The sequence below is a fragment of the Neorhizobium sp. SHOUNA12A genome, from assembly GCF_023006505.1.
In the GTDB taxonomy this organism is placed as follows: Bacteria; Pseudomonadota; Alphaproteobacteria; order Rhizobiales; family Rhizobiaceae; genus Neorhizobium.
Window position 1 is genome coordinate 98,887 of record NZ_JALBGV010000001.1, and the last position, 21,012, is coordinate 119,898.

Consider the following 21,012-nt stretch of genomic DNA (forward strand, 5'->3'; position numbering starts at 1 on the left):
ATGGCGCTCGAAACCTATAATCAGAAGCGGAATTTCAAGGTGTCCCCGGAGCCTCAAGGAAAAGTCTCCGGCGGCCGCAAGGCCAAGGCATCCGGCAACAGTTTCGTGATCCAGAAGCACGACGCCACCCGGCTGCATTACGATTTCCGGCTGGAACTGGACGGTGTGCTGAAAAGCTGGGCCGTGACCCGGGGCCCAAGTTTCGTTCCCGGCGAAAAGCGGCTGGCAGTGCATGTGGAAGACCATCCGCTCGATTACGGTGGTTTCGAAGGCATGATCCCCAAAGGCAATTACGGCGCCGGTGCGGTGCTGCTGTGGGACCGCGGCACCTGGGATCCGATCGGCGATCCACACAAGGGTTATAAGAAAGGCCATATGGAATTCGAGTTGAAGGGCGAGAAGCTGGAGGGCCGCTGGCACCTGATCCGCATGGCCCGCAGAGAGGGCGAAAAACGCGAGAACTGGCTGCTGGTGAAAGGCGAGGACGAATTCGCCCGCGCCGAGGGCGACAAGGACACTCTCGACGAGATGCCACTTTCGGTGAAATCGGGCAAGACGCTGGACGAAATCTGGGGCCGCAAGGCGCCGGCGGGAAAGAGTACGGCCAAACCGAAGACGAAGACGAAATCCGATCCCGGACCGGAAAAATCCGACATCGCTGCCTCGAAGATTAAGGGCGCCAGGAAAGCCGAACTCCCGGATTTCGTCGAACCGCAGCTTGCGACCCTGGTGAAGAGCGCGCCCTCCGGCAAACGCTGGGTCCACGAGATTAAGCTCGACGGCTATCGCCTGCAGGCCCGTATCGAAAATGGCAAGGTAAAGCTGTTGACGCGCACCGGGCTCGATTGGACGCATAAGTTCGGAGACGAGATCATCGCGGAATTCGGAAAGCTTAGCCCGGCCGATGCGATTATCGATGGGGAAGTAGCGGTCGAGGCCGGTTCCGGCGCCACCGATTTCTCCCTGCTCCAGCAGGACCTGAGCGAAGGCCGGGACGACCGGTTCACCTTCTACGCATTCGACCTGTTGCATCTCGACGGTTACGACCTGACCGGCGCGACGCTTCTGAAGCGCAAGGAGGCGCTGGAAACACTGCTGGCCGGCAGCGGCCCGGCCCTGCGCTACAGCGAGCATTTTGGCGACGAAGGCGGTCTGGTCCTGAAACATGCCTGCCGGCTGAGCCTCGAAGGCATCATCTCCAAGATATCGGATGCGCCCTATCGCCCTGGCCGCGGTCGCGACTGGGTGAAGTCGAAATGTTCGGCACGACAGGAATTCGTGATCGCCGGATTTGTCCCCTCCTCCGTTTCGAGGACGGCGATCGGATCGCTGGTCATGGGATACTACGACAAGGGGAAGCTGCGGCATGCCGGCCGCGTCGGCACCGGTTATTCGAATGCCATGGCGCAATCGCTCTTCAAGAGCCTCCAGGAGATCCAGACCGGCGAAAGCCCGTTTGACGAAAAGCTCGCAGCGGTGGAAAAGAAGGATGTCGTTTTCGTGCGGCCCGAGCTGGTTGCGGAAGTGGAGTTTCGCGGCTGGACGGCGGATGCGCATATCCGCCACGCGGCCTTCCGGGGCCTGCGCGAAGACAAGGATCCGGAGGATATCGTCCGGGAGGGCGGACTTGTGAATGCAGCGGAACAACCGAAGCCACCGAAACGGACAGTCAATCTTACCCATCCGGACCGGGTCTACTGGCCAGATGCCGGTGTGACCAAGGCCGGGCTTGCGGATTATTACACCGAAGTCTGGCGGCTGATGGCGCCCTTCGTCGTCAACCGCCCGCTGGCGCTGGTGCGTGGGCCGGATGGGATCGGTAAACCGCTATTCTTCCAGAAACATGGCTGGAAGGGCATGACCAAGAACGCCGTGCTCGTGAAGGATCCCACCGATCCGGCGGAAGAGGATATCACCATCCGCGACCTCGATGGATTGCTCGGCCTCGTCCAAGGGGCAACGCTGGAAATCCACCCCTGGGGCTCGACGCTTGACGACTGGGAAAAGCCGGACATGGTCAATATCGACCTCGACCCGGGCGAAGGCGTCTCATGGACCGATATCATCGCTGCCGCTCATGAGGTGAAGCGTCGTTTCGAGGACATGGGGCTGGTGGCCTTCGTAAAAACCTCGGGCGGCAAGGGCCTGCATGTCGTCGCACCGGTCAAACCAAAGGCAGAATGGCCGGAGGTGAAGGCGGCGATGAAGGCGCTCGCCGACGGCATGGCCGGCGACGACCCCGACAAATATGTATCGACGATCACCAAGTCGAAGCGAAGCGGCAAGATCCTCATCGACTACCTGCGCAACGGTCGCGGCAATACTGCCGTCGCCCCCTATTCCACCCGTGCCCGCCCCGGCGCACCGGTTTCCATGCCGGTCGAGTGGGACGAACTCGGCGGCGCGATCGGCCCCAACTATTTCACGGTCATCAACGCCCCGGCGCGCATCGCCCAGCAGACGAGCGATCCGTGGGGAGATTTTCGCAAGGCGGAAGCCCCGATCGAGTTCAAGGCAAAGAAGAAACGGTAGACGCTGGGATGAGACGCCTCACTTCCTCGGCGCTTTCCGCTCCGCTTCCAGGCTCTTCTTCAGCGCCGCGGTGATATCGATCACATTGCTGCTGCGCTCGGGTCCCTTCTCCTCGACTTTCTTCCTGGATTTCCGGCTCTTCTTGCGCTCGGCGATGATTTCGAGCAGCCGGTCCTGGACCGGGTCGTCCGCCATTGAAGGCTTCCAGGCTTGGGTGCGCTCATCGATGATCTTCTTCATCATCGCCAGATGTTCGGAACCGGCGCTCTCCTTCGGTTTCTCAGCCGCGTATTCGCCAGCGTCGCGGACTTCGTCGCCGTAACGCAAGGTCCAGACGACGATCCCTTTGTCCTTCGGCAACAGCAAAACCGCCCGCTCGCGACGATACATGACGAGCCGGGCAATACCGCCGGTGTTGGTCTTCGCCATAGCCTCCCGGATCACAGCGAAGGCTTCGGCGCTCACCTCGTCGTCGGGCGCCAGATAATGCGGTCGATCATACCAGATCCAGCCGATCGAGTCGGCCGGCACGAAAGTTTCGATATCGATGGTGCGGGTGCTTTCGAGCCCGACATCCTCGATCTCTTCGTCTTCGAGAAGAACGTAGTCGTCCTCGCCTTTCGGATACCCTTTGACCTGATCGTCATCCTCGACCGCCTCGCCTGTCTGCGCATCGACATACTGGCTGAGGACGCGGTTATTGGTCTTGCGGTTGATATTGTGGAACCGCACCTTGGCGCCTTCGGAGACCGCCGGCGTCATCGTCACCCGGCAGGTGACGAGCGAGAGCTTCAGATAACCTTTCCAGAATACGCGCGGGGCCACGACAAAACTCCTTCGTTTGCCCGATAACCCGCGCTGCCTCCGCTTGGTTCCGGAACAAACTTTCGCACCAGACCGTTTTCATGACGAAACAGGCCAAGGAGACAAACGAGATGAGCACCAGCAGCACCCCGAACCCTGCGCAGAAAGACTCACACAAAAAAGCCGAGCAGTCGGCTCGCGAGCGCGGCGAAAAGAAGGAGTTGGATGAACAGCTCAACGAAGGCCTGGAAAATACCTTTCCAGCAAGCGATCCGGTGTCGACCACGGTGACGTCGATCCCCTCCGGCACGCCGAAACCGCCCCGGCACTGATCTTTCTGAAAAACTTATGGAACAAATTGGGCGGCTTCCTGGATAGGAAGTCGTCTTATTTCATTTGTCCTCTGTGACTTTTTCGGGATATCCGAAGTTGGCCTTCCTGATGTATGGAAGGCTAATGTAGCGTTATGGCGGGCGCCTATTGTTTCGGCAACGGATGCCGGTAGTGATTACGTCAGAGGTCGGGATGGCGAAAGAAGACACTCCGGTTGCGGAACAGGACATCAGGATGGGACGGCGGGTCAGCCGCAAGGTTTCGGTCCTTCTGACCGAGATCGAGAAGGAAGAGGTTCCTGATCGACTGCTTGACCTGGCGCGCGCGCTACAGAAGGCACTCAACGAAAAGATCGACGGTCGCACCGACTGATATCCTCGCTCTTGCGCACCTCTACCCCAAGCATCATAGCTGGGTGGAAATCAGGTTGTCCGTGCGCACACGGCCGCCGATCACGCACCGCGGCCCGTTCGGCGCAAACCGCCCGCTGCTGTCTTCGATCACCGTATAGAGCTTGTCGCTACGGAAGGCGCTCGCCATCTCCGTCGAATTGCCTTCGCTGGGGGAAGCGTCGATTTCCATGAAATCAAGTTCCGCCTGGCTCGCCACGAGGCGCGCATCGCCAGCGGTCTTTGCCCTGACCACCACCTCGCCATGCGGTGGCGAGTTCTGCCAGTTCGGATCATGTGGCGCAGCAGTCGGCACCAGCCGATAGATCTTCAGCCTGTCCTGCATGTGTCTCTCCCGTCGTAAACATTTTTCTAGTTGACGGTCCAAACGCGTTTCGGGCGTTCCGGTTCCATCAAGTCGCATGGAACTTTTCCGGCAACCGTGGGTTCCTCCGCTGCGGGCGATCATGCCCCTGAAAAGGAGAAAGCCGATGAAGAATGAGCAGCCGAAAGCTGGCCGTCCCGGCGAGACCTCGCAATGGCCTCGATGGGAGGGCCCGGCAGAAAGCCGCCCGAGCGGTTATCTTCAGGGCGAAGCGAATATCTTCGCCGAGGGATCGGAACAGGAAAAGCAGATCGGCAAGGCACCGAACGGTTACGACCGACCCGACGATCTGATCGCACAGGACGTCAATGAGCACCTGACCCAGGACGCTTTTCTCGACCCGACCAACATGGCGGTCTCGGTGGAGAACGGCGAGGTGACGCTGGAGGGATACGTCGCGCAGCTTGCCGACAAGACCCGTGCCGAAGACGTCGTTCTCGACATCGAGGGTGTCGTCGCCTGCCGCAATAATCTTCGAATTGCTCCCGAAAGGCATTGATTTTCGTGGAACCGGCGAGGCACTCCGCTCGTTAGGTGCCTCGCAATCCCCCCATAAGAACACCCATCAACAAGGAGAGAGACCCATGGCCAGTAAGACCCTCGACGACCTTTTTCATGAAACCCTGAAGGACATCTATTACGCCGAGCGCCAGATCGTGAAAGCGCTGCCGAAGATGGCACGCGGCGCCCAGGATCCGAAGCTGAAGGCAGCATTCGAGAAACACAGGGACGAAACCGAAGGTCAGATCGATCGCCTGAAGCAGGTCTTCGAGATTATAGGTAAGCGGGCCCAGGGCAAGACCTGCCCCGCGATCGACGGCATCATCGAAGAAGGCGAGGAGATCCTTGACGAGTTCAAGGGCACGCCAGCTCTCGACGCCGGGCTGCTCGCCGCAGCGCAAGCCGTCGAACATTACGAGATCAGCCGCTACGGCACCCTGCGTGCCTGGGCCCAGCAGCTCGGTCACCGGGACGCCGTAACGCTTCTCGAACAGACGCTCGCCGAGGAAAGCAAGACCGACGAGGCCCTGACGGCTCTCGCCAAGACCGCAGTGAACACCGCGGCCCAGAAAGCTGCGTGACATTCGCAATCCCATGAGAGGCGCGGCGCCGGCCGCGCCTTTTCATCGACCCGAAAAAAAGCCCCGGAGACGATCCGGGGCTTTTCCTCCCTTCCGGCCTTCTCAAGCCGGGAAAGATCGCCTTAGTGCCGACGGGTCCGGGTTCCCTTGCATTGGGGGAACCGGCAACATTTCGCCGTTCAGCGCCTGCCGCCGGAAAATCTCCACCCGCCCGCTTCGGTCGCGTGCCACATGTGCTTTGGCAGCCTCCATGGCGAGCTCATAGGTGTGATAATAGGACGCAGACTGAACGCCGTCGATGACATAGACCCAGCCGGTTGCGTGTGGGACGATATCGCAGTACTTTCCCATTGGATGTGTCTCCTTCCCGGCGGCCATAAGTATATTTGACAGCCAAAAGTTCCGCCTCCGGGGAAGTTTTTTTCAAGTGTTGGCCGCGTCTCGGCCGGGTTGCGATTTTTCGTTTTTACCAGGGAACTTTTCTGCGCCGCACACGTTTCGGCGCTTGGGCGAATGGAGACAAGAATGGCGGAATCCGAAGAAGTCTGGATCAGAAAGCGGGCCTACATTTTGTGGGAAGAAGAAGGCTATCCCTCAGGCAAGGATAGGGAGCATTGGGAGCGGGCCAAGCTGGAATATGCGACGCTCGGGCCGACCGCTTCCAAGAAGCCTGCGGCAGGGTCGCGCGGCAAGTCAGCCGGCAAGTCAGCCATCGCCGCGAAGTCGCCGAAAGCGGCGGCGAAGGCTGCAACTCCGAAAACGGCCGCAGCCAAGGCTTCTCCGGCGAAGACAACGTCCAAGGCACCGGCCGTTGCCATGCCGGAAGCCGTCGAACCGGCCAAGAAGCGCTCCAAGAAGGTTCCGGCTGGCGCTTGACGCCGCCCGTCACCCAACTTCATCACTATCGTTATTGGTCGCGGCGACTGACATCATCGCGGCCGCAGACTTATTTACCCTGGAAAAATCGAAATGGCTTTTGCGTCTGAACTTGGCCGTGGCTCCACTCTGTCGGGGAACGTTGGCCAAGGCCGAAACGTTCTTGAGGGTGAGACTGGCAGATGGCTGAGGCACGCATGATGAACGCTTACGTCCCATTCGACGAACCCCGTCGAGATGAGCGGAGCGCAATGGATCAGGGGATCAAGACAGGTTATGGAAAGCGGGGGCTTCCGGGAATGAGGATTCTTTCGGTCACGTCCGAAATCTTTCCTCTTGTGAAGACAGGTGGGCTTGCAGATGTGACAGGTTCCCTGCCCAAGGCACTTGCTCCCCTCGGCATCGAGACGACGTCTCTGATCCCCGGTTATCCGCAGGTCATGCAGCAGCTGAAGAGCGCCATGCCGCTCGTCACCTTCGAAAATCTGCTGGGCGAAAAAGCCTCGCTCCTCCACACCCGGGTCGAAGGCCTCAGCCTCTTCGTGCTCGATGCGCCAGCTCTCTACGATCGGCCGGGCGGCCCCTATGTCGACGAAGACGGCGTCGACCATCCGGACAACTGGAGGCGTTTCGCCGCACTTTCCCTTGCCGCGGCGGAAATCGCCGATGGAGTGCTCCCCGGATGGGTTCCGGACCTCGTTCACACCCATGACTGGCAGTCGGCGCTGACCTCGGTCTACATGCGCGAGCGCGGCTGCAGGACGCCCGTGGTGCTGACCATCCACAACCTTGCCTTCCAAGGGCAGTATCCTGCCGGCGTACTGATGAGCATCGGCCTGCCGCCGGAGGCCTATTCCATGAACCGCATGGAATATTTCGGCGATATCAGCTTCCTGAAGGGTGGGCTGCAGACAGTCGATGCGATCACCACCGTCAGCCCGACCTATGCGCGCGAAATACTCACGCCACGCTTCGGCATGGGCATGGACGGGGTCCTGAACGCCCGCGTCTCCGACCTGCGCGGCATCGTCAACGGCATCGACCTCGATATCTGGGATCCGTCGACCGACCCGCACCTGCCGCGCAATTACGACGTCGGCACGCTGCGCCGCAAGCGCGAGAACCGCGCCGTTCTGCTCGAAAGATTCGGGCTGGATGCCGGTCGGGAAGGCCCTCTATTTTCCGCCGTCAGTCGGCTGACATGGCAGAAGGGCTTCGACATGTTTGCCGATACGGCGGACGAGATCATTCGCCACGGAGGTCAGGTAATCGTCTTCGGGCAAGGTGATCGGGAAATCGAGCGGGCGCTCGCCGACACCGCCGCGCGTTTTCCGGGCCGGATGGCGGTTCATTTCGGCTATGACGAGCCAACGGCGCATTTGATCCACGGCGGATCGGACGCGATCGTCCAGCCCTCACGCTTTGAACCCTGCGGCCTGACGCAGCTCTATGCGCTTCGCTACGGCTGCGTACCGGTCGTCTCCCGCACCGGCGGGCTCTCCGAGACCATCATAGATGCCAATGACGCGGCGATGTCCGCCCGCGTTGCGACCGGCTTTCAGTTCCATCCGGTGACGACCGATGGGTTGCGGCTGGCGCTTCGCCGCGCGCTGCACGCCTATGCCGATCCGAAAATGTGGGCGCGCCTGCAGAACCAAGGCATGAAGGCGAAATTCTCCTGGGAACGTAGCGCCCAGCAATATGCCGCCGTTTATGCCAATCTTGTGCTGAAATCCGGACATGTTGTCTCGACAAGCTCGGATATCCGCCGCGCGACGCTTTAAGGTCCCAACCAACCAGCTGACAAGGAGAAACCGGCCTGAGAGCCGGGTTCTTCTTGTCTATGGGAGCAAGTTGAAGGCGTTACGGTCTCCGGAACAGCGCCAAGCTGCGGCCTTCGAGCTCGAAATCCTTCTCCTTGGTGATCACCAGGCCACGCTTGGAAAGGTCGGAGGTGGTGAGTTCAAGCACCCAGCCGCCCTCGCCGAACTGCGGGATGCGGAAGGGCACATTGCCCTCGAACGGGTTGAAGAGCAGCAGGACGTCGTGCCAGATGCCCTCCTCTTCCCGAAGATCGGTCCGGCCGATATGGAGGCCGAGCGTGGAGCCCTCGTCCCACTGCTCCGGCGTCTGAAAACCGCCGCCGGCGTTGAACCATTTGATGTCCAGGCCGTCGCGCCAGTTTTCTCGACGCAGCAGCGGCTGTTCGCGGCGCAGCCTGATGATCTGGCGGGTGAACTCGCGAAGCTCTTCGCAGGTCTCCGGCAGGTCCTCCCAATGAACCCAGGAGATTTCACTGTCCTGGCAATAGCCGTTGTTATTGCCCATCTGGCTGCGGCCGAATTCGTCGCCGGCGAGCAGCATCGGCGTCCCGTGCGAGAAGAACAGGGTGGCGAGGAAATTCCGCTTCTGGCGATCGCGCACCGCATTGATGCCCTCGTCCTCGGTCGGACCCTCGGCGCCATAATTGTAGCTGCGGTTGTCGTTGTGGCCGTCGTTATTGTCCTCGCCATTCGCCTCGTTGTGCTTGTCGTTGTAGGAGACGAGATCGTTCAGGGTGAAACCATCATGGGCGGCGATGAAGTTGACGCTCGCCCACGGCCGCCGGCCGCGCTGGTCGTAGAGATCGCCGGAACCGAGCAGGCGGGCGGCGAAGTCCGTCGAGACATTGGTGCCCTTCCAGTACTCGCGCACCGTATCGCGATACTTGTCGTTCCACTCTGCCCAGCCGGGCGGGAAACCGCCGACCTGATAGCCGCCGGGACCGATGTCCCACGGCTCGCCGATCAGCTTCAGTTTCGACAAAACCGGATCCTGCGTGATCGCATCGAAGAACCCGCCGCGTTCGTCGAAACCCTCCGGTTCGCGGCCGAGTATCGTACCGAGATCGAAACGGAACCCGTCGACATGCATGCTCTCGGTCCAGTAGCGCAGGGAATCCATGATCAGCTGCAGCACGCGCGGGTGCGAGGTATTCACCGTGTTCCCGGTGCCGGTGTCGTTGATGTAATAGCGGTGCTGGTCGGGCATGGTCCGGTAGTAGGAGAAGTTGTCGATCCCCTTGAACGCCAGCGTTGGCCCGAGCTCGTTGCCTTCCGCCGTGTGGTTGTAGACCACGTCGAGGATGACCTCGATGCCCGCGTCGTGAAACGACCGCACCATGTCGCGGAACCCCTGGATGCCTCTGGGGCCATAATAACGGGATGCCGGCGCGAAGAAGCCAAGCGTGTTATAGCCCCAGAAATTATGCAGGCCCTTGTCGAGGAGATGCTGATCGTCGGGGAAATAATGGACCGGCATCAGTTCGACCGAAGTGATGCCGAGGCTCTTGATGTAATTCACCGAGGCCTTGTGCCCCATGCCCTCGAATGTGCCGCGCAGGTCCTTCGGAATGCCTGGGTTCAGCTGGGTGAAGCCCTTCACGTGAGCTTCATAGACGATCGTTGCCGGCCAGGCGATGTTCGGCCGGTTCTGGTCCTTCCAATCGAATTCGTTCGGATCGATGACCCGGCATTTCGGCATGAACGGCGCACTGTCGCGCTCGTCGAAAGTGAGATCTTTGTCTTCGTGCAAAAGATCGTAGGCGAAATGTGCCTCGTTCCAATCGACCTTGCCGACGAGTTCGCGTGCATAGGGGTCGATCAGCAGCTTGTTCGGGTTGAAGCGATGACCGTTTTCCGGATCGTAGGGGCCGTGGACACGGAAGCCGTAGAGGGCGCCCGGCTTCAGTCCCGGCACATAACCGTGCCAGATCTCGTGAGTGTATTCCGGGAGCTCCAGCCTGGCGATCTCTATCTTGCCGCTTGGGTCGTAGAGACACAGCTCGACGCGCTCCGCATGGGCCGAGAAAATCGCGAAATTGACGCCCTCGCCGTCAAAGTTGGCGCCGAGCTGAAGCCAGGAGCCGGGCTCGATGACAAAATGGTTCGATTTCGTATCCATGTCGCACCCAATTGAAAGACTGGCGTCATAATGGTGCGACACAGCATTTCGTTCCTTCGGCTCCGGGAAAACTATGGATTGCCCGATCCGGGTGCCGGCGGCGGGCTTCCTGGCGTCGTATTGGTGGTGCCGGATGGCGACGTCGCCGGACTTTGGCCACCTGTACCGGTCTGCGGTGAAGGGCTGCGATCCGTGGGCGCCGTGTTATTGGGTTGCGACGGCGGCGTGTTGTTGATCGGATCGCTCTGTTTTTCGCCACTGTCGCTACAGGCGCTCAAAAGCGCGACAGCCGACAGCGCCACAACGAAGCGCTTCATGTCTTGTCTTCTCCATGGGACTTTCGGAATGCGGCCTGCCGGCGATGCGCATCGAGCGCGATCACCTTTTCGACTGCGGCGACATCCTCGGCGGTTGCAGCCGGAATAGGGTCGCCGGCAATGGCTTCGAGCACTTCAGGCGCCAGAGCCCCATTGCGGATGACATATTCCAATGCCTCGCGGGTCTGCCGTTCGGCCTTCAGCTGGGCGTAAAGGGCAAGGATCAGCCGGTCGCGTACATCGCGCCGACCCTGATTACCGTCCGATCTGGCAAATTCTGCCATGGTCTTCCTCCGTGTTCTTGCTGAAGGATGAACTTTCGGTCACAGCGATTGTTCCCTCTGCGAAAGGTTCCACTATCTCCTTGAAGAGGCGAGGTACGGATAAGGAGAGGAAATCATGTCGACGCTGACACCCCAGGAACTGGAAGGGCGATTAAATGCGCATCGCGAAGTGCTCATCGAGCTCTTGTCCGCCATGATCGGCGGCGAAGTGACCATCACCTCGTTCCTCAGACGGCTGCGCGATGACGCCACGTTCAAGGATAATGAGGAGGACCCGGGCCTGCTGCCGGAAGGAGCCTTCGCGATCGAGAACGCCGCTGCCCGCGAGGTTCGTTCGATCCTCGACGCTGCCCGCGCCCGAGCGGAAGCGGACAAATGACAACGCCCTGTTAACCAAGCGATTTCACATTTAGGGCGATCCCGCCACGTTTATGGCCATTTCGTGGAACTACAATACGACTTTCTCGTTCATTCACGACCGAAGCGATGGAGGCGACGATGGTCAGAGAATGGGTAGAAGCGGCAGGCTTTGTGCTGGTGATCGCCGCCTGTTACATGATGGTCATCCCGGTCTGAGTTTTTGAGCTCCTGGGGAGGAGAGCGGCCTTGAGGTCAAGGCCCACTGCTCTCGCGGCTGGCAAAGAAGGCCGCGAGAGCGGCAAAATCTTCTTCATTCAATTTTTTTGCCACCTCCGTCATCAGGTGGCTGAAGGAAGACCCGCCTCGGACACCTGCGTGGAAGAGGCGGAGCTGGCGCTCCAGATAAGGGGCGCTTTGACCTGAGATGCGCGGATAGGCAGGATTGCCGCCGGGCTTTTCGTGGCAACTGAGGCAGGCGGGAATTTTGTCTGCCGCTCTTCCCCTTTCCGCAATCTCGCGGCCCTTTTCCACGAGCTGTGCGTCCAAAGGCGCAGCGGGTCGCGGCGGCCTCGCCTGCTTGGCATAATAGCTTGCAAGCTCCGGCAGGCTCTCGTCGGGCAAAGTCCCGATCGCAACCTTCATGATGCCGCTCGCCCTTTCACCGTGCGCATAGGCGCGCAGGCTGTTGAGCAGGTAGGCTTCCGACTGGCCAGTCAGTCGCGGAATGATGCTGTTGCCGTTGAGCCGCTTTTCCGCATGGCAGCTTTCGCAGGTGATCGGCAGCGGTGAGACTTCCCCCGCGGTGCCGATGCCATGAAGGCCGGATGCCTGCAGATAGGCACCGCTGTCCATGCCCGGCAGCTTTCGCAGAAACGCTACCATATCCCAGACTTCGTCGTCGCGCACCTGCGCGGGCCAGGCCGGCATGCCGGTGAAGCGTACGCCGTGCTTGACGATCTCGAAGAGCTGCGCATCGCTCCAGGTGGAAACCACTGTCTTCAGGTCCGGCGGTGGTGGCAGCATGGCGAGCACGGCGCCGGAGCGCCCCTGCGCCGGTGAGCCATGACAGATCGCGCAGCCGGTCTCGAAATGCCCGGCCGCCGGCGGCAGCAATGCCGGATTATCGAGCGGCGGCGCTTCGATGGAAAGAGCCGCAGTCCGGATCGAATTGCGCATCACCCAGTGCAGGAACCAGTCGGTCATTCCCCAATGACCGGTGCTCGCCTTGACGCTCATCAGTCCGGACCAGGCGAACCCGAGCCCCAGAAGCGGCGCCACGATCACCAGGATCGCGAGATATTTCCAGCGGATCGTCATCGGCCACTCCTCCACAAAGGCCCCCAGCGCGGCGCCGTCCGGCATGCGGGGCGACAGCCCCTGTGTTCGCAACGGCGCAAGCGTCCGCGGCGAGGCGGCTCGTCTCGGCCGTCACCGTAAAACGGATGGGGAGAAAGGGAAAGCAGCACGTCCCGCAGCACCGTCAGGAAAGGTCGGCGACTTCGGGAGAGGAGCGGGCGAAAAATTCGGCGCCAAACGTACCATCCCGAAATTTGTTCCAGCCCCGTGATAACTTTGTGTAACCGGCTGTGAAAAAGATGGAACGAATCCTTGGACGACGGGTTTGCTCCCGTGTGAACGGGCAATAGCCCAGCATTCGCGACGGGAGAAAACCATGAGACACTTTCTAAAAATGCTCAGAAACAGGCTCACCGGCACTCAGCAGAAGAAAACTTTCGCCGTGGCCCATCCGGAAGAACTGCAGGTCGTCGTACCCGAGGCCGTCGTCCTTCCGCTACCCAAATCGCCCCGAGAAGAAATCAGCGTCCCCGCCTCCATCAACGGCCGGGATCTCTCGACCGGCCGGCTTTAAACCCGGTCGAGACTTTGCGAACAACAGAACTGTCCACCAAAGGAGACCAGTATGACCACCATCGAGTCCGCCAACATCCTGATTCTCGCGGCAGACGGCTATGAGCGATCGGAACTGCGCGTCCCGCTGGAGGAACTGAAAAACCGCGGCGCCGCTGTCAAGATCGCGTCCATCAAGGCGGGAGAGATCAAAAGCTGGGACAGAAAGGACTGGGGCGATAGCGTCTCGGTCGATCTGCAGGCCAAGAACGTCAAGGCGGAGGATTTCGATGCCCTCGTGCTGCCGGGCGGCCAGATCAACCCCGACATCCTGCGTGACAACGAAGATGCGATGAAGGTCGTGCGCGACTTCGTGAAAAGCGGCAAGCCAGTCGCGGCGATCTGCCACGGCCCATGGTTGCTGGTGGAGGCCGATGCACTTCGCGGCCGCAAGGCGACGTCCTATCATTCGATCCGCACCGACGTCCGCAATGCCGGCGCATCCTGGAAGGATGAGGCGGTGGTGGTCGACAACGGCATCATCACCTCGCGCTCACCCGAAGATCTGCCGCAATTCGTGGCGAAGATTGTCGAGGAGGTCCAGGAAGGGCGCCACAATCGCCGGGCAGCGTAAATTGACGTCAGCTCGGCTCCGGCCGCCCGCAACCTCCTCGCGGGCGGCCGACGCGGAAGCCTAGACTTCCTTTAGAAAAGCGAGAAGCCGCCGTTCGTTGGCGCGCAACTCCTTCGGCCGCGTCAGCGCCGCCTTATCCCTCATCACCTTTTCCAGCGGTGAGACATCCTCCGAGAGTGCGAGAATGCTCGGGTGGATGTAACTTGAGCGGCAGACCGCCGGCGTATTGTGCAGAACTTCCGCCGCCGCCTTGCACATCGCCTTGATCTTCGGGCGCCCGCCCTCCTCCGCCACCTCCCAGGCTGCCATCAAGGCGGCGAGACTGCCACCCCAGGTGCGGAACGTCTTGGCCGAGACGGCGAACCCCGCAGCCTTGGCGAGGTAGGCGTTGAGCCGGCCCGAATCGATCGGATGCGGCACGCCCTGCTCGTCCGGCCAGGAAAATAGCTGCCGGCCCGGAAGGTCGGCGATCTCTTCGAGGATGCGCTGCAGACGGGGATGCTTCAGCGTGTGCTGGACGCGTTTGCCGCCCTTGGCGACAAAGCGCAGCATGATCGACTCGCCCGACAGCGTCATGTGGCGCTTCAGGAGCGTAGTCGCGCCGTAGGTCTTGTTTTTCTTGGCGTAGAGACGGTTGCCTACCCGCAGATGGGTCGCATCCATCAGGGCCACCAGCGCGGCGATCACCGCATCGGACGTGTCGAGGCCAAGTTCCAGATCGCGTTTCACCTTGCGGCGGATGCGCGGCAAGGCCTCGCCGAACCGGACGAGCTGATCGAACTTGCGTTCGCTGCGGAAACTCTGCCAGTCGGGATGGTAGCGATACTGCTTGCGGCCGCGCGAATCGTAGCCCGTCGCCTGCAGATGTCCGCGCGGATCAAGGCAGATCCAGACATTCACATAGGCAGGCGGCAGGCCGAGCGACGCGATCCGCACGCGATGTTCCGGATCGGCAAGCAAGGTGCCGTCCGGCAGGCGGTAGGTGAAGCCCTTGCCGCGCTTGAGCCGTCGGATGCCGGGCTCCGTGTCGCTGACATAAGTAAGGCCGATTGTCCTGAGGGAGTCTTGATCGATATCGATCGTGGTGAGCATAGCGTCCATGGCCGATCAAACGGCGAGGCCCGCGCCTTCGTTCCGGCACTCACCAAGATAAACAGCTAGATAGCGATGTCCTTGAGATTTTCGGCGCCCTCGCCTCGTTCGAAGGCGGAGCGTGGTGCGTTCAAGGTCCAGCAAAGCCCCTCGGTGCGGAAGTCGATCTCGACACGGCCCGCAAAAGCCGCCGCCGCATGGCGCTTGATGATCGTCGTGCCGAACCCGGTGCGGGAAGGCTCATGGACTGCGGGGCCATTTCTCTCCTCCCAGACGAGTTCCAGCCGGTTTTCGCCGTCGTCCTCCTCGACCAGATCCTTCCAGGCGATGAGCACCTTGCCCTGCGGCACCGAGAGCGCGCCGTATTTCACCGAATTTGTCGCAAGCTCATGGAGGATGAGGCCAAGGTTCTGGACCGCTTCGGCCTTCAGGATAAAATCTGCGCCCTGCAGCTCGACCCGGTCGGCCGCGTCCGCGAACGTGCTCATGTGGATTTCGATGACCCGCCGGATCGAGACCCCCGCCCATTGCTCCTTCGCCAACGCTTCGATCGATTTTCCGAGACCCTGTAGACGCGTGCTGATTGCCTTCTGGAACTCCTCCATCGTGGTGTCCTGGCGCGCCAGCTGGCGCATCATCGCCTGGATCAGCGTCAGGATGTTCTTGGTCCGGTGCACGAGTTCATGCAGGATGAGGTGAATACGGTCTTCCGCCTCGCTGCGGTCGAACGAGGCATTCGAAAGTGCCACCGCGACCTGGTTGGCTTCCCGGATCTTCGTCTCCACCGGAGAGACGATCTCGCCCTTGCCGATCCGCTCGGCCATTTCGGCGATCTGCCGGATCGGGATGCGAAGCTGGCGGCCGACAAGCCATGCAATCAGCATTCCGACGGCAAGGAAGATCGCGCCGCCGGCAATCAACTGCCGCCACGTCGTCAGGATACTCGCCTGGGCCGCATCGATCGGTCCCCAGACGATGGCCTTCCATGTCCAGCCGGTGATCTGCGCGTAGCCGTACATCTGCCGGCGGTTGCCATCGACATCTTCGATCGTGCCCTTGAACCCCGTCATCAGCTTCAGCGTATCGGCCGGAAACGCGGTGCCGGAACTGAGCGCATGGGCGCCGAGCGAGGTCACTACCTTTCCGGCTCCATCGACGATCGCAACCGACCAGCCGACAGGAAGACCTTCCGTCGAGACGAGTTTCTGCAGGTCCTCGGCGTTCTGCGTCATGATCATCGCGGCGCCGGAATGGGAAATCTCCTTGGGCAGGGGCATTGTGATGTTGAAGACATGCTTGCCGCTGGTGGCGCCGAAAAAGACGTTGGAGACCTCGGTCACGCCGTTGTTCAGAGCCGATTGGAGCGCCGGTATGTTGGAGATCTTGCCGAGCGGCGCGTCGAACTCCACGCGCGTGTTGAGCCGCTGCTGCCCATCCGCATTAACGACGAGGATATAGAGCGAATCGGACCGGAGGCTGTTCTGAGTTCGGTTGTGGAAGGCGCGCAGATCGCCGGCCTCAAGCTCCGGCGACGTAATCAGCAGCCTCAGCGTCGTCGCCATGTCCTGCAGCTCACGGTCGATCGACCGGGCGATAAGCTGGGCATCCTCGGCGGTTTCGCTCGCAAGAATCTCCCGCTCGTTCGCCTCCAGCTCCATCATCAGATAACCGACGAAAATCAGCAAAGGCAATGCCACGCCAGCCGCCAGAGCGACCAGGTACGCACCAATCGGCGCCGTCGGGAAAAACCGCGAAATTCTAACCATTCCGCGCGTTTACCCTATAGAAGAAAGCTGCAGGTGCCTGTGCCACCTGCCGGCATTGTCCATTTCCGTATCCCGCCATCTGCTAATATTCTAGCGGGGTCTTTTCTAACTGGTTTTGAAGGCCGGGCCAAGGATTGATTGCCGGCGATATGTTTTTCCGGAAAGACGGCTGCGGTTCAGCGAGGCCGTTCCGCCACGTCGAAATTCACGTCCCAGTCCTTTTTGGGCGCCTTCTCGCCGGGAGGGGTGCGGTGTTTCGTGGCGTCGTCGGAGCCGGTGATGACCGTCGGTTTGGCACTTGCGACGCCGCTCGACTTGCGGTCGGCCTTGGACTTGGCATACTGCCCCTCGGCATCCTTGTGGATTTTGGCTCTGTTATTGTTCTCGGTCATAATGTCTCATTCCCGAATGAAGTCAGGCCCCAACGAAGTCAGGCCGCCGACAGCGGCCTGACGCGTGGATCAGACCGATCAGACCGTGGTCGAACCCGCCAGCGTATCGGTCGAACTATTGTTGACGCGCAGGTTGTTCTGCACATGCCGGACGCCGGAAACATCGTCCACCAGATCCTCCGCACGCCGCTTGTCCCAGCGGCTCGACACGAAACCGTCGAGCGTCACTTCGGCGTCTTGGACGGTCACGGTGATATTGGATGCGTCCAGCACCGGATCGTCGCTCAAGCGATCATTGACGTCCTCCTCGATACGGGCGTCGGAGCGTTGGTAGCCCTTTGGGCCTTTGCCGCGATGCTCGTCCATCATCCGGCGATGTTCGGCATCTTCGTCGCCGAACCAGGAGGCAACTTCATCACCGGCGCGCTCCATGAACCCGCGTCTGCGGCCATAGTCGTCCGAGCCGCGGAAGCGGCTGTCAGAACCTGAACGGCTTTCGCCGCCAAAACGGTAGTCCGAGCCGTACCGGTCGCCATAGGCCTGGTTGACGCGGTTGCGGCCGGGCTCGTAACTGAACGACGAAGGCCGGCCGCGATAGGATTCACGAGCCCAGGCCTGAGAACGTGCCGAGTCGCCATAACCGGCCTCGAACCCGCCGTCATCGGAAGCCCATTGTTCGCTGCGGCCGTAGCGGGAAAACCGCGAACGATCGCCGTCCTCCCGATTTGCGTCGCCGCCGCGCAGATCGTCACTGAAACCACGCACATAACCCGTATCGCCGGGACGGTAATCGCTGGACGACTCGCGCGCGAAATCACGCTCGTCGCGCATCCGGTCGTTTCGATACCCACCCGATTGGGAATGATTTCCACTAGCCATTGTCTGTCTCCTCGATCTGGTTTGGTCCCGTTCGCATGGGACACAGACTCAACCCCGCCTCCCCGGGATTGTTCCCCCTTCGGGAGGAATGCTGGAGGTCAAACCCTCTGCCGCCTATTCGATACGGCTGGTCGTCTCCGGATCGAAGACGACGGCTTTGTCGAGATTGAAGGCGAAGGGGAACTTCTGGCCAAGTTCGACATGCACGTCGGAACGGGTGCGGGCGGTGAAGGTGGCGCCGTCAAGCTTGCCGGTGACGAAGGTATCGGAACCAGTCGGCTCGATCATCATCACTTCCGCCTCGATCTGGGCGGTGGCGCGTGCGTGCGGATCGACGAGACCGGCATCGGTAATCGTCTCCGGACGCAGGCCGAGAATAACGTCCTTGCCATCCGAAAGACTGGTAGTCACGGAAGGCGGCATTGCAACCTTGACGCCTTCATTGCCGAACAGCGTAATGCTCTGCTGGCCATTGGCGCCGGATACCTTGCCCTTCAGCATGTTCATCGCCGGCGAGCCCATGAAATCGGCAACGAAGAGGTTGGCCGGACGGCCATAGATTTCCGCCGGCGTGCCGACCTGCTGCACCATGCCTTCTTTCAGCACGACGATCTTGGTGGCCAGCGTCATCGCCTCGATCTGGTCATGGGTGACGTAGACGATCGTGGCGTGGGTATTCTGGTGCAAAGCCTTGATTTCGGCGCGCACCTCGACGCGCAGCTTGGCGTCGAGATTTGAGAGCGGCTCGTCGAACAGGAAGACGCGCGGCTGGCGCACCAGTGCCCGGCCCATGGCGACGCGCTGGCGCTGGCCACCGGAAAGCTGGCTTGGACGGCGCTTCAGGAGATGCTCGATCTGCAGCGTCTTTGCGACCTGCTTGACGGCTGCCTCGCGCTGCGTCTTCTCGACGCCGCGCATTTCCAGCGCGAACGCGATGTTCTGTTCCACCGTCATGTTCGGATAGAGCGCATAGGACTGGAAGACCATGGCGATATCGCGCCGCGACGGATGCAGGTCGTTGACCACCTGGCCGTCGATGACGATGTCGCCCGACGACGGCGGCAGCAGGCCGGCGATCGCGTTGAGCAGGGTCGACTTGCCGCAGCCGGACGGGCCGACGAGAACCAGGAAGCCGCCCTTTTCGAGCTCGATATTGATGCCCTTCAAGATCTCGTTATTGCCGATCTTCTTGCGAATATCCTTGATTTCAAGAAAGCTCATATGCGGTTATCCCTTGACTGCGCCGGCCATCAGGCCACGCACGAAATAGCGTCCGGCGACGACATAAACGAACAGCGTCGGAAGCGCTGCGAACACGGCAGCCGCCATATCGACATTGTATTCCTTGACGCCGGTGGAGGAGGCAACGAGGTTGTTGAGCGCCACCGTCATCGGCGAGGACGTGCCGGATGAGAAGGACACGCCGAACAGGAAATCGTTCCAGATGTTGGTGAACTGGTAGATGATCGTCACGACGATGATCGGTCCGGAACTCGGCAGCAGGATGCGCCAGAAAATCCGGAAGAACCCGGCACCGTCGATCATCGCGGCCTTTACCAGCTCGTCCGGGAAGGCTTCATAATAGTTGCGGAAGAACAGCGTCGTGAAGCCGAGGCCGTAGATCACATGAACGATAACGAGGCCCGTGGTGGAGTTCGAGAGCCCAAACGTGCCAAGCACGCGCGCCATCGGGATCAGGACCGCCTGGAACGGAATGAAGCAGGCAAACAGCATCATGCCGAACATCAGCTTGTGGCCCGGGAAACGCCACTTGGTCAGCACATAGCCGTTGAGCGCACCGAGCAGGGTCGAGATCAGAACCGCCGGAACGACCATCTTGATGGAATTCCAGAAATACCCCTTAATGCCAACGCAGCTGACCCCGATGCAGGCCTCGCCCCAGGCGCGCACCCAGGCGGCGACCGAGGGATCGCGCGGCAGCGCCAGCATGTCGCCGCCGCGGATTTCGTCGAGCGACTTCAGGGACGTCGACAGCATGACGTAGAGCGGCAGAAGATAGACGAGGGCCAGGATAACTAGCGCGGCATAGATGAAATAACGGGCGGTGCGGGCGCCGCCGGCGCTGACGGTTTCTTGTGTCGCGCTCATGACTGCTTCTCCCGAAGCTCCGAATAGAGATAGGGCACGATGATGGCGGTGATCCCCATCAGCATCATCACGGCGCTCGCCGAACCGACGGCCATCTGGTTGCGCGTGAACGTGTAGGAATACATGAAGGTTGACGGCAACTCGGTCGCATTGCCCGGTCCACCGCCGGTCAGCGCGATGACCAGGTCGTAGGACTTGATCGCCATATGCGCGAGCACGATGAAGGCGGAAAGGAAGACGGGCCGCAGCAGCGGAATGATGATGCGTCGATAGATGGATACCGTCGAGGCGCCATCGATCTGGGCCGCCTTGATGATCTCGCCGTCGATGCCGCGCAGACCGGCCAGGAACATCGCCATGACGAAGCCTGACGCCTGCCAGACGCCGGCGATGACGACGGTGTAGATCGCCATCTTGGGATTGACCAGCCAGTCGAACTTGAAGCTCGTCCAGCCGAGATTGTGCATGGTGTTCTCAAGCCCGAGGCCGGGGTTGAGGAACCATTTCCAGGCCGTGCCGGTGACGACGAAGGAGAGCGCCATCGGGTAGAGGAAGATCGGCCGCAATACGCCTTCGGCGCGGATCCGCTGGTCCATCAGGATCGCGATGCCGAGCCCGAGGATGATGCAGATACCAATATAGAGAACCCCGAAGATGGCCAGGTTCTGCATCGCCACATACCAGTTCGGCTGCGACCAGAGGCGGAAATAAGCGTCGAAACCGCCCCATTTGTAGACCGGCAGGATGCGTGAGGTCGTGAACGAAAGGTAGACCGTCCAGAGGATGAAACCGTAGACGAAGACGAGGATCACCGCAAACGACGGCGCCAGCACGATCTTCGGCAGAGCGTTGCGCACTCCGTCCGCAATGGAGCGGCGCTCTCTGTGCGGCTCAAGCACGGGAACCGGTTCGATTGTCGTCATGATGACCTCCGGCAGATACCAGACAGAAAAATAGACCGGCAAGCCGGAATTTGAAAAGTGGCCGG

At 60.9% G+C, this 21,012-nt stretch carries 24 protein-coding genes; 10 read left to right on the top strand and 14 right to left on the bottom strand.

What is annotated here, in order from left to right:
• Complete coding sequence (gene ligD / locus MOV63_RS00485) at nucleotides 1-2,532, top strand: DNA ligase D (RefSeq protein ID WP_247031053.1); 2,532 nt, start codon at nucleotides 1-3, stop codon at nucleotides 2,530-2,532.
• 18 nt (nucleotides 2,533-2,550) lie between these two features.
• On the opposite strand, the gene MOV63_RS00490 is transcribed toward ligD, so the two are convergent.
• On the bottom strand, nucleotides 2,551-3,357 hold the full coding sequence (locus MOV63_RS00490) for a Ku protein (protein WP_038545660.1): 807 nt from the start codon (nucleotides 3,355-3,357) through the stop codon (nucleotides 2,551-2,553).
• Nucleotides 3,358-3,467: 110 nt separating this feature from the next.
• Between MOV63_RS00490 and MOV63_RS00495 the strand changes: the two genes are divergently transcribed.
• Both MOV63_RS00495 and MOV63_RS00500 read left to right on the top strand, forming a co-directional pair.
• Complete coding sequence (locus tag MOV63_RS00495) at nucleotides 3,468-3,668, top strand: hypothetical protein (RefSeq protein ID WP_247031054.1); 201 nt, start codon at nucleotides 3,468-3,470, stop codon at nucleotides 3,666-3,668.
• Between the two features lie 193 nt (nucleotides 3,669-3,861).
• Nucleotides 3,862-4,041, top strand: coding sequence for a hypothetical protein (locus MOV63_RS00500; protein ID WP_247031055.1), 180 nt, complete (start codon nucleotides 3,862-3,864; stop codon nucleotides 4,039-4,041).
• Nucleotides 4,042-4,074: 33 nt separating this feature from the next.
• Here the strand turns inward: MOV63_RS00500 and MOV63_RS00505 are convergent, their stop codons facing one another.
• Nucleotides 4,075-4,404 carry a hypothetical protein gene (locus tag MOV63_RS00505; protein WP_038545666.1) on the bottom strand — a complete coding sequence of 110 codons (330 nt, stop codon included), beginning with the start codon at nucleotides 4,402-4,404 and terminating at the stop codon, nucleotides 4,075-4,077.
• A gap of 145 nt (nucleotides 4,405-4,549) precedes the next feature.
• On the opposite strand from MOV63_RS00505, the gene MOV63_RS00510 reads away from it, so the two are divergent.
• Together MOV63_RS00510 and MOV63_RS00515 are read left to right on the top strand one after the other, a co-directional pair.
• Nucleotides 4,550-4,942 carry a BON domain-containing protein gene (locus tag MOV63_RS00510; protein ID WP_247031056.1) on the top strand — a complete coding sequence of 131 codons (393 nt, stop codon included), beginning with the start codon at nucleotides 4,550-4,552 and terminating at the stop codon, nucleotides 4,940-4,942.
• An 85-nt stretch (nucleotides 4,943-5,027) separates the two neighbouring features.
• Complete coding sequence (locus MOV63_RS00515) at nucleotides 5,028-5,525, top strand: ferritin-like domain-containing protein (RefSeq protein ID WP_038545669.1); 498 nt, start codon at nucleotides 5,028-5,030, stop codon at nucleotides 5,523-5,525.
• Nucleotides 5,526-5,627: 102 nt separating this feature from the next.
• Here MOV63_RS00515 and MOV63_RS00520 read toward each other — a convergent pair whose 3' ends face one another.
• Nucleotides 5,628-5,876 (bottom strand): hypothetical protein, encoded by a 249-nt coding sequence (locus MOV63_RS00520; protein ID WP_051899820.1) that lies wholly within the window; start codon nucleotides 5,874-5,876, stop codon nucleotides 5,628-5,630.
• Nucleotides 5,877-6,050: 174 nt separating this feature from the next.
• Between MOV63_RS00520 and MOV63_RS00525 the strand changes: the two genes are divergently transcribed.
• Both MOV63_RS00525 and glgA read left to right on the top strand, forming a co-directional pair.
• Nucleotides 6,051-6,401: a DUF2934 domain-containing protein gene (locus MOV63_RS00525; protein WP_247031057.1), complete on the top strand. Its 351-nt coding sequence runs from the start codon at nucleotides 6,051-6,053 to the stop codon at nucleotides 6,399-6,401.
• A gap of 299 nt (nucleotides 6,402-6,700) precedes the next feature.
• Nucleotides 6,701-8,185 carry a glycogen synthase GlgA gene (gene glgA / locus MOV63_RS00530; RefSeq protein ID WP_247031058.1) on the top strand — a complete coding sequence of 495 codons (1,485 nt, stop codon included), beginning with the start codon at nucleotides 6,701-6,703 and terminating at the stop codon, nucleotides 8,183-8,185.
• 79 nt (nucleotides 8,186-8,264) lie between these two features.
• Here the strand turns inward: glgA and glgX are convergent, their stop codons facing one another.
• The 3 genes from glgX to MOV63_RS00545 form a co-directional block, all read right to left on the bottom strand.
• A complete protein-coding gene (gene glgX, locus MOV63_RS00535; protein ID WP_247031059.1) occupies nucleotides 8,265-10,343 on the bottom strand; it encodes a glycogen debranching protein GlgX in 2,079 nt (692 codons plus the stop codon).
• A gap of 71 nt (nucleotides 10,344-10,414) precedes the next feature.
• Nucleotides 10,415-10,660 carry a lipoprotein gene (locus tag MOV63_RS00540; RefSeq protein WP_247031060.1) on the bottom strand — a complete coding sequence of 82 codons (246 nt, stop codon included), beginning with the start codon at nucleotides 10,658-10,660 and terminating at the stop codon, nucleotides 10,415-10,417.
• The gene (locus MOV63_RS00545; protein WP_038545675.1) at nucleotides 10,657-10,944 is read right to left on the bottom strand and encodes a hypothetical protein; all 288 of its coding nucleotides are present in this window, start codon (nucleotides 10,942-10,944) and stop codon (nucleotides 10,657-10,659) included. Before MOV63_RS00545 ends, MOV63_RS00540 begins: the two co-directional genes overlap by 4 nt.
• A gap of 115 nt (nucleotides 10,945-11,059) precedes the next feature.
• On the opposite strand from MOV63_RS00545, the gene MOV63_RS00550 reads away from it, so the two are divergent.
• Nucleotides 11,060-11,323, top strand: a complete 264-nt coding sequence (locus tag MOV63_RS00550; RefSeq protein ID WP_038545678.1) for a hypothetical protein — start codon at nucleotides 11,060-11,062, stop codon at nucleotides 11,321-11,323.
• A gap of 233 nt (nucleotides 11,324-11,556) precedes the next feature.
• Here the strand turns inward: MOV63_RS00550 and MOV63_RS00555 are convergent, their stop codons facing one another.
• On the bottom strand, nucleotides 11,557-12,621 hold the full coding sequence (locus tag MOV63_RS00555; protein WP_247031061.1) for a c-type cytochrome: 1,065 nt from the start codon (nucleotides 12,619-12,621) through the stop codon (nucleotides 11,557-11,559).
• A 355-nt stretch (nucleotides 12,622-12,976) separates the two neighbouring features.
• Here MOV63_RS00555 and MOV63_RS00560 point away from each other — a divergent pair, with 355 nt between their 5' ends.
• On the top strand, nucleotides 12,977-13,174 hold the full coding sequence (locus MOV63_RS00560) for a hypothetical protein (protein ID WP_157885169.1): 198 nt from the start codon (nucleotides 12,977-12,979) through the stop codon (nucleotides 13,172-13,174).
• Between the two features lie 51 nt (nucleotides 13,175-13,225).
• On the top strand, nucleotides 13,226-13,786 hold the full coding sequence (locus MOV63_RS00565) for a type 1 glutamine amidotransferase domain-containing protein (RefSeq protein WP_247031062.1): 561 nt from the start codon (nucleotides 13,226-13,228) through the stop codon (nucleotides 13,784-13,786).
• 60 nt (nucleotides 13,787-13,846) lie between these two features.
• Here the strand turns inward: MOV63_RS00565 and MOV63_RS00570 are convergent, their stop codons facing one another.
• From MOV63_RS00570 to MOV63_RS00600, 7 genes are all read right to left on the bottom strand, one after another.
• Nucleotides 13,847-14,860: a DNA topoisomerase IB gene (locus MOV63_RS00570; protein ID WP_247031128.1), complete on the bottom strand. Its 1,014-nt coding sequence runs from the start codon at nucleotides 14,858-14,860 to the stop codon at nucleotides 13,847-13,849.
• An 83-nt stretch (nucleotides 14,861-14,943) separates the two neighbouring features.
• Entirely contained in the window at nucleotides 14,944-16,644 is a 1,701-nt protein-coding gene (locus tag MOV63_RS00575) for a sensor histidine kinase (RefSeq protein ID WP_247031063.1), read from the bottom strand.
• Nucleotides 16,645-16,820: 176 nt separating this feature from the next.
• Nucleotides 16,821-17,036, bottom strand: a complete 216-nt coding sequence (locus MOV63_RS00580; protein ID WP_247031064.1) for a hypothetical protein — start codon at nucleotides 17,034-17,036, stop codon at nucleotides 16,821-16,823.
• A 78-nt stretch (nucleotides 17,037-17,114) separates the two neighbouring features.
• Nucleotides 17,115-17,915 (bottom strand): BON domain-containing protein, encoded by an 801-nt coding sequence (locus MOV63_RS00585; protein ID WP_309500809.1) that lies wholly within the window; start codon nucleotides 17,913-17,915, stop codon nucleotides 17,115-17,117.
• Nucleotides 17,916-18,029: 114 nt separating this feature from the next.
• Complete coding sequence (locus MOV63_RS00590; RefSeq protein WP_247031065.1) at nucleotides 18,030-19,136, bottom strand: ABC transporter ATP-binding protein; 1,107 nt, start codon at nucleotides 19,134-19,136, stop codon at nucleotides 18,030-18,032.
• A 6-nt stretch (nucleotides 19,137-19,142) separates the two neighbouring features.
• A complete protein-coding gene (locus tag MOV63_RS00595) occupies nucleotides 19,143-20,024 on the bottom strand; it encodes a carbohydrate ABC transporter permease (protein WP_247031066.1) in 882 nt (293 codons plus the stop codon).
• Nucleotides 20,021-20,947, bottom strand: a complete 927-nt coding sequence (locus tag MOV63_RS00600) for a carbohydrate ABC transporter permease (RefSeq protein WP_247031067.1) — start codon at nucleotides 20,945-20,947, stop codon at nucleotides 20,021-20,023. Before MOV63_RS00600 ends, MOV63_RS00595 begins: the two co-directional genes overlap by 4 nt.
• Nucleotides 20,948-21,012: the final 65 nt, after the last annotated feature.

Excerpts from the sequence above, each read along its gene's own strand:
- MOV63_RS00550 (WP_038545678.1), top strand. The coding sequence starts at position 11,060 with ATGTCGACGCTGACACCCCAGGAACTGGAAGGGCGATTAAATGCGCAT.
- MOV63_RS00585 (WP_309500809.1), bottom strand. The coding sequence starts at position 17,915 with ATGGCTAGTGGAAATCATTCCCAATCGGGTGGGTATCGAAACGACCGG.
- glgX (WP_247031059.1), bottom strand. The coding sequence starts at position 10,343 with ATGGATACGAAATCGAACCATTTTGTCATCGAGCCCGGCTCCTGGCTT.
- MOV63_RS00510 (WP_247031056.1), top strand. The coding sequence starts at position 4,550 with ATGAAGAATGAGCAGCCGAAAGCTGGCCGTCCCGGCGAGACCTCGCAA.
- glgA (WP_247031058.1), top strand. The coding sequence starts at position 6,701 with ATGAGGATTCTTTCGGTCACGTCCGAAATCTTTCCTCTTGTGAAGACA.
- MOV63_RS00520 (WP_051899820.1), bottom strand. The coding sequence starts at position 5,876 with ATGGGAAAGTACTGCGATATCGTCCCACACGCAACCGGCTGGGTCTAT.
- MOV63_RS00555 (WP_247031061.1), bottom strand. The coding sequence starts at position 12,621 with ATGACGATCCGCTGGAAATATCTCGCGATCCTGGTGATCGTGGCGCCG.
- MOV63_RS00495 (WP_247031054.1), top strand. The coding sequence starts at position 3,468 with ATGAGCACCAGCAGCACCCCGAACCCTGCGCAGAAAGACTCACACAAA.
- MOV63_RS00580 (WP_247031064.1), bottom strand. The coding sequence starts at position 17,036 with ATGACCGAGAACAATAACAGAGCCAAAATCCACAAGGATGCCGAGGGG.
- MOV63_RS00595 (WP_247031066.1), bottom strand. The coding sequence starts at position 20,024 with ATGAGCGCGACACAAGAAACCGTCAGCGCCGGCGGCGCCCGCACCGCC.
- MOV63_RS00590 (WP_247031065.1), bottom strand. The coding sequence starts at position 19,136 with ATGAGCTTTCTTGAAATCAAGGATATTCGCAAGAAGATCGGCAATAAC.
- ligD (WP_247031053.1), top strand. The coding sequence starts at position 1 with ATGGCGCTCGAAACCTATAATCAGAAGCGGAATTTCAAGGTGTCCCCG.
- MOV63_RS00560 (WP_157885169.1), top strand. The coding sequence starts at position 12,977 with ATGAGACACTTTCTAAAAATGCTCAGAAACAGGCTCACCGGCACTCAG.
- MOV63_RS00500 (WP_247031055.1), top strand. The coding sequence starts at position 3,862 with ATGGCGAAAGAAGACACTCCGGTTGCGGAACAGGACATCAGGATGGGA.
- MOV63_RS00565 (WP_247031062.1), top strand. The coding sequence starts at position 13,226 with ATGACCACCATCGAGTCCGCCAACATCCTGATTCTCGCGGCAGACGGC.
- MOV63_RS00525 (WP_247031057.1), top strand. The coding sequence starts at position 6,051 with ATGGCGGAATCCGAAGAAGTCTGGATCAGAAAGCGGGCCTACATTTTG.
- MOV63_RS00545 (WP_038545675.1), bottom strand. The coding sequence starts at position 10,944 with ATGGCAGAATTTGCCAGATCGGACGGTAATCAGGGTCGGCGCGATGTA.
- MOV63_RS00600 (WP_247031067.1), bottom strand. The coding sequence starts at position 20,947 with ATGACGACAATCGAACCGGTTCCCGTGCTTGAGCCGCACAGAGAGCGC.
- MOV63_RS00575 (WP_247031063.1), bottom strand. The coding sequence starts at position 16,644 with ATGGTTAGAATTTCGCGGTTTTTCCCGACGGCGCCGATTGGTGCGTAC.
- MOV63_RS00515 (WP_038545669.1), top strand. The coding sequence starts at position 5,028 with ATGGCCAGTAAGACCCTCGACGACCTTTTTCATGAAACCCTGAAGGAC.
- MOV63_RS00540 (WP_247031060.1), bottom strand. The coding sequence starts at position 10,660 with ATGAAGCGCTTCGTTGTGGCGCTGTCGGCTGTCGCGCTTTTGAGCGCC.
- MOV63_RS00505 (WP_038545666.1), bottom strand. The coding sequence starts at position 4,404 with ATGCAGGACAGGCTGAAGATCTATCGGCTGGTGCCGACTGCTGCGCCA.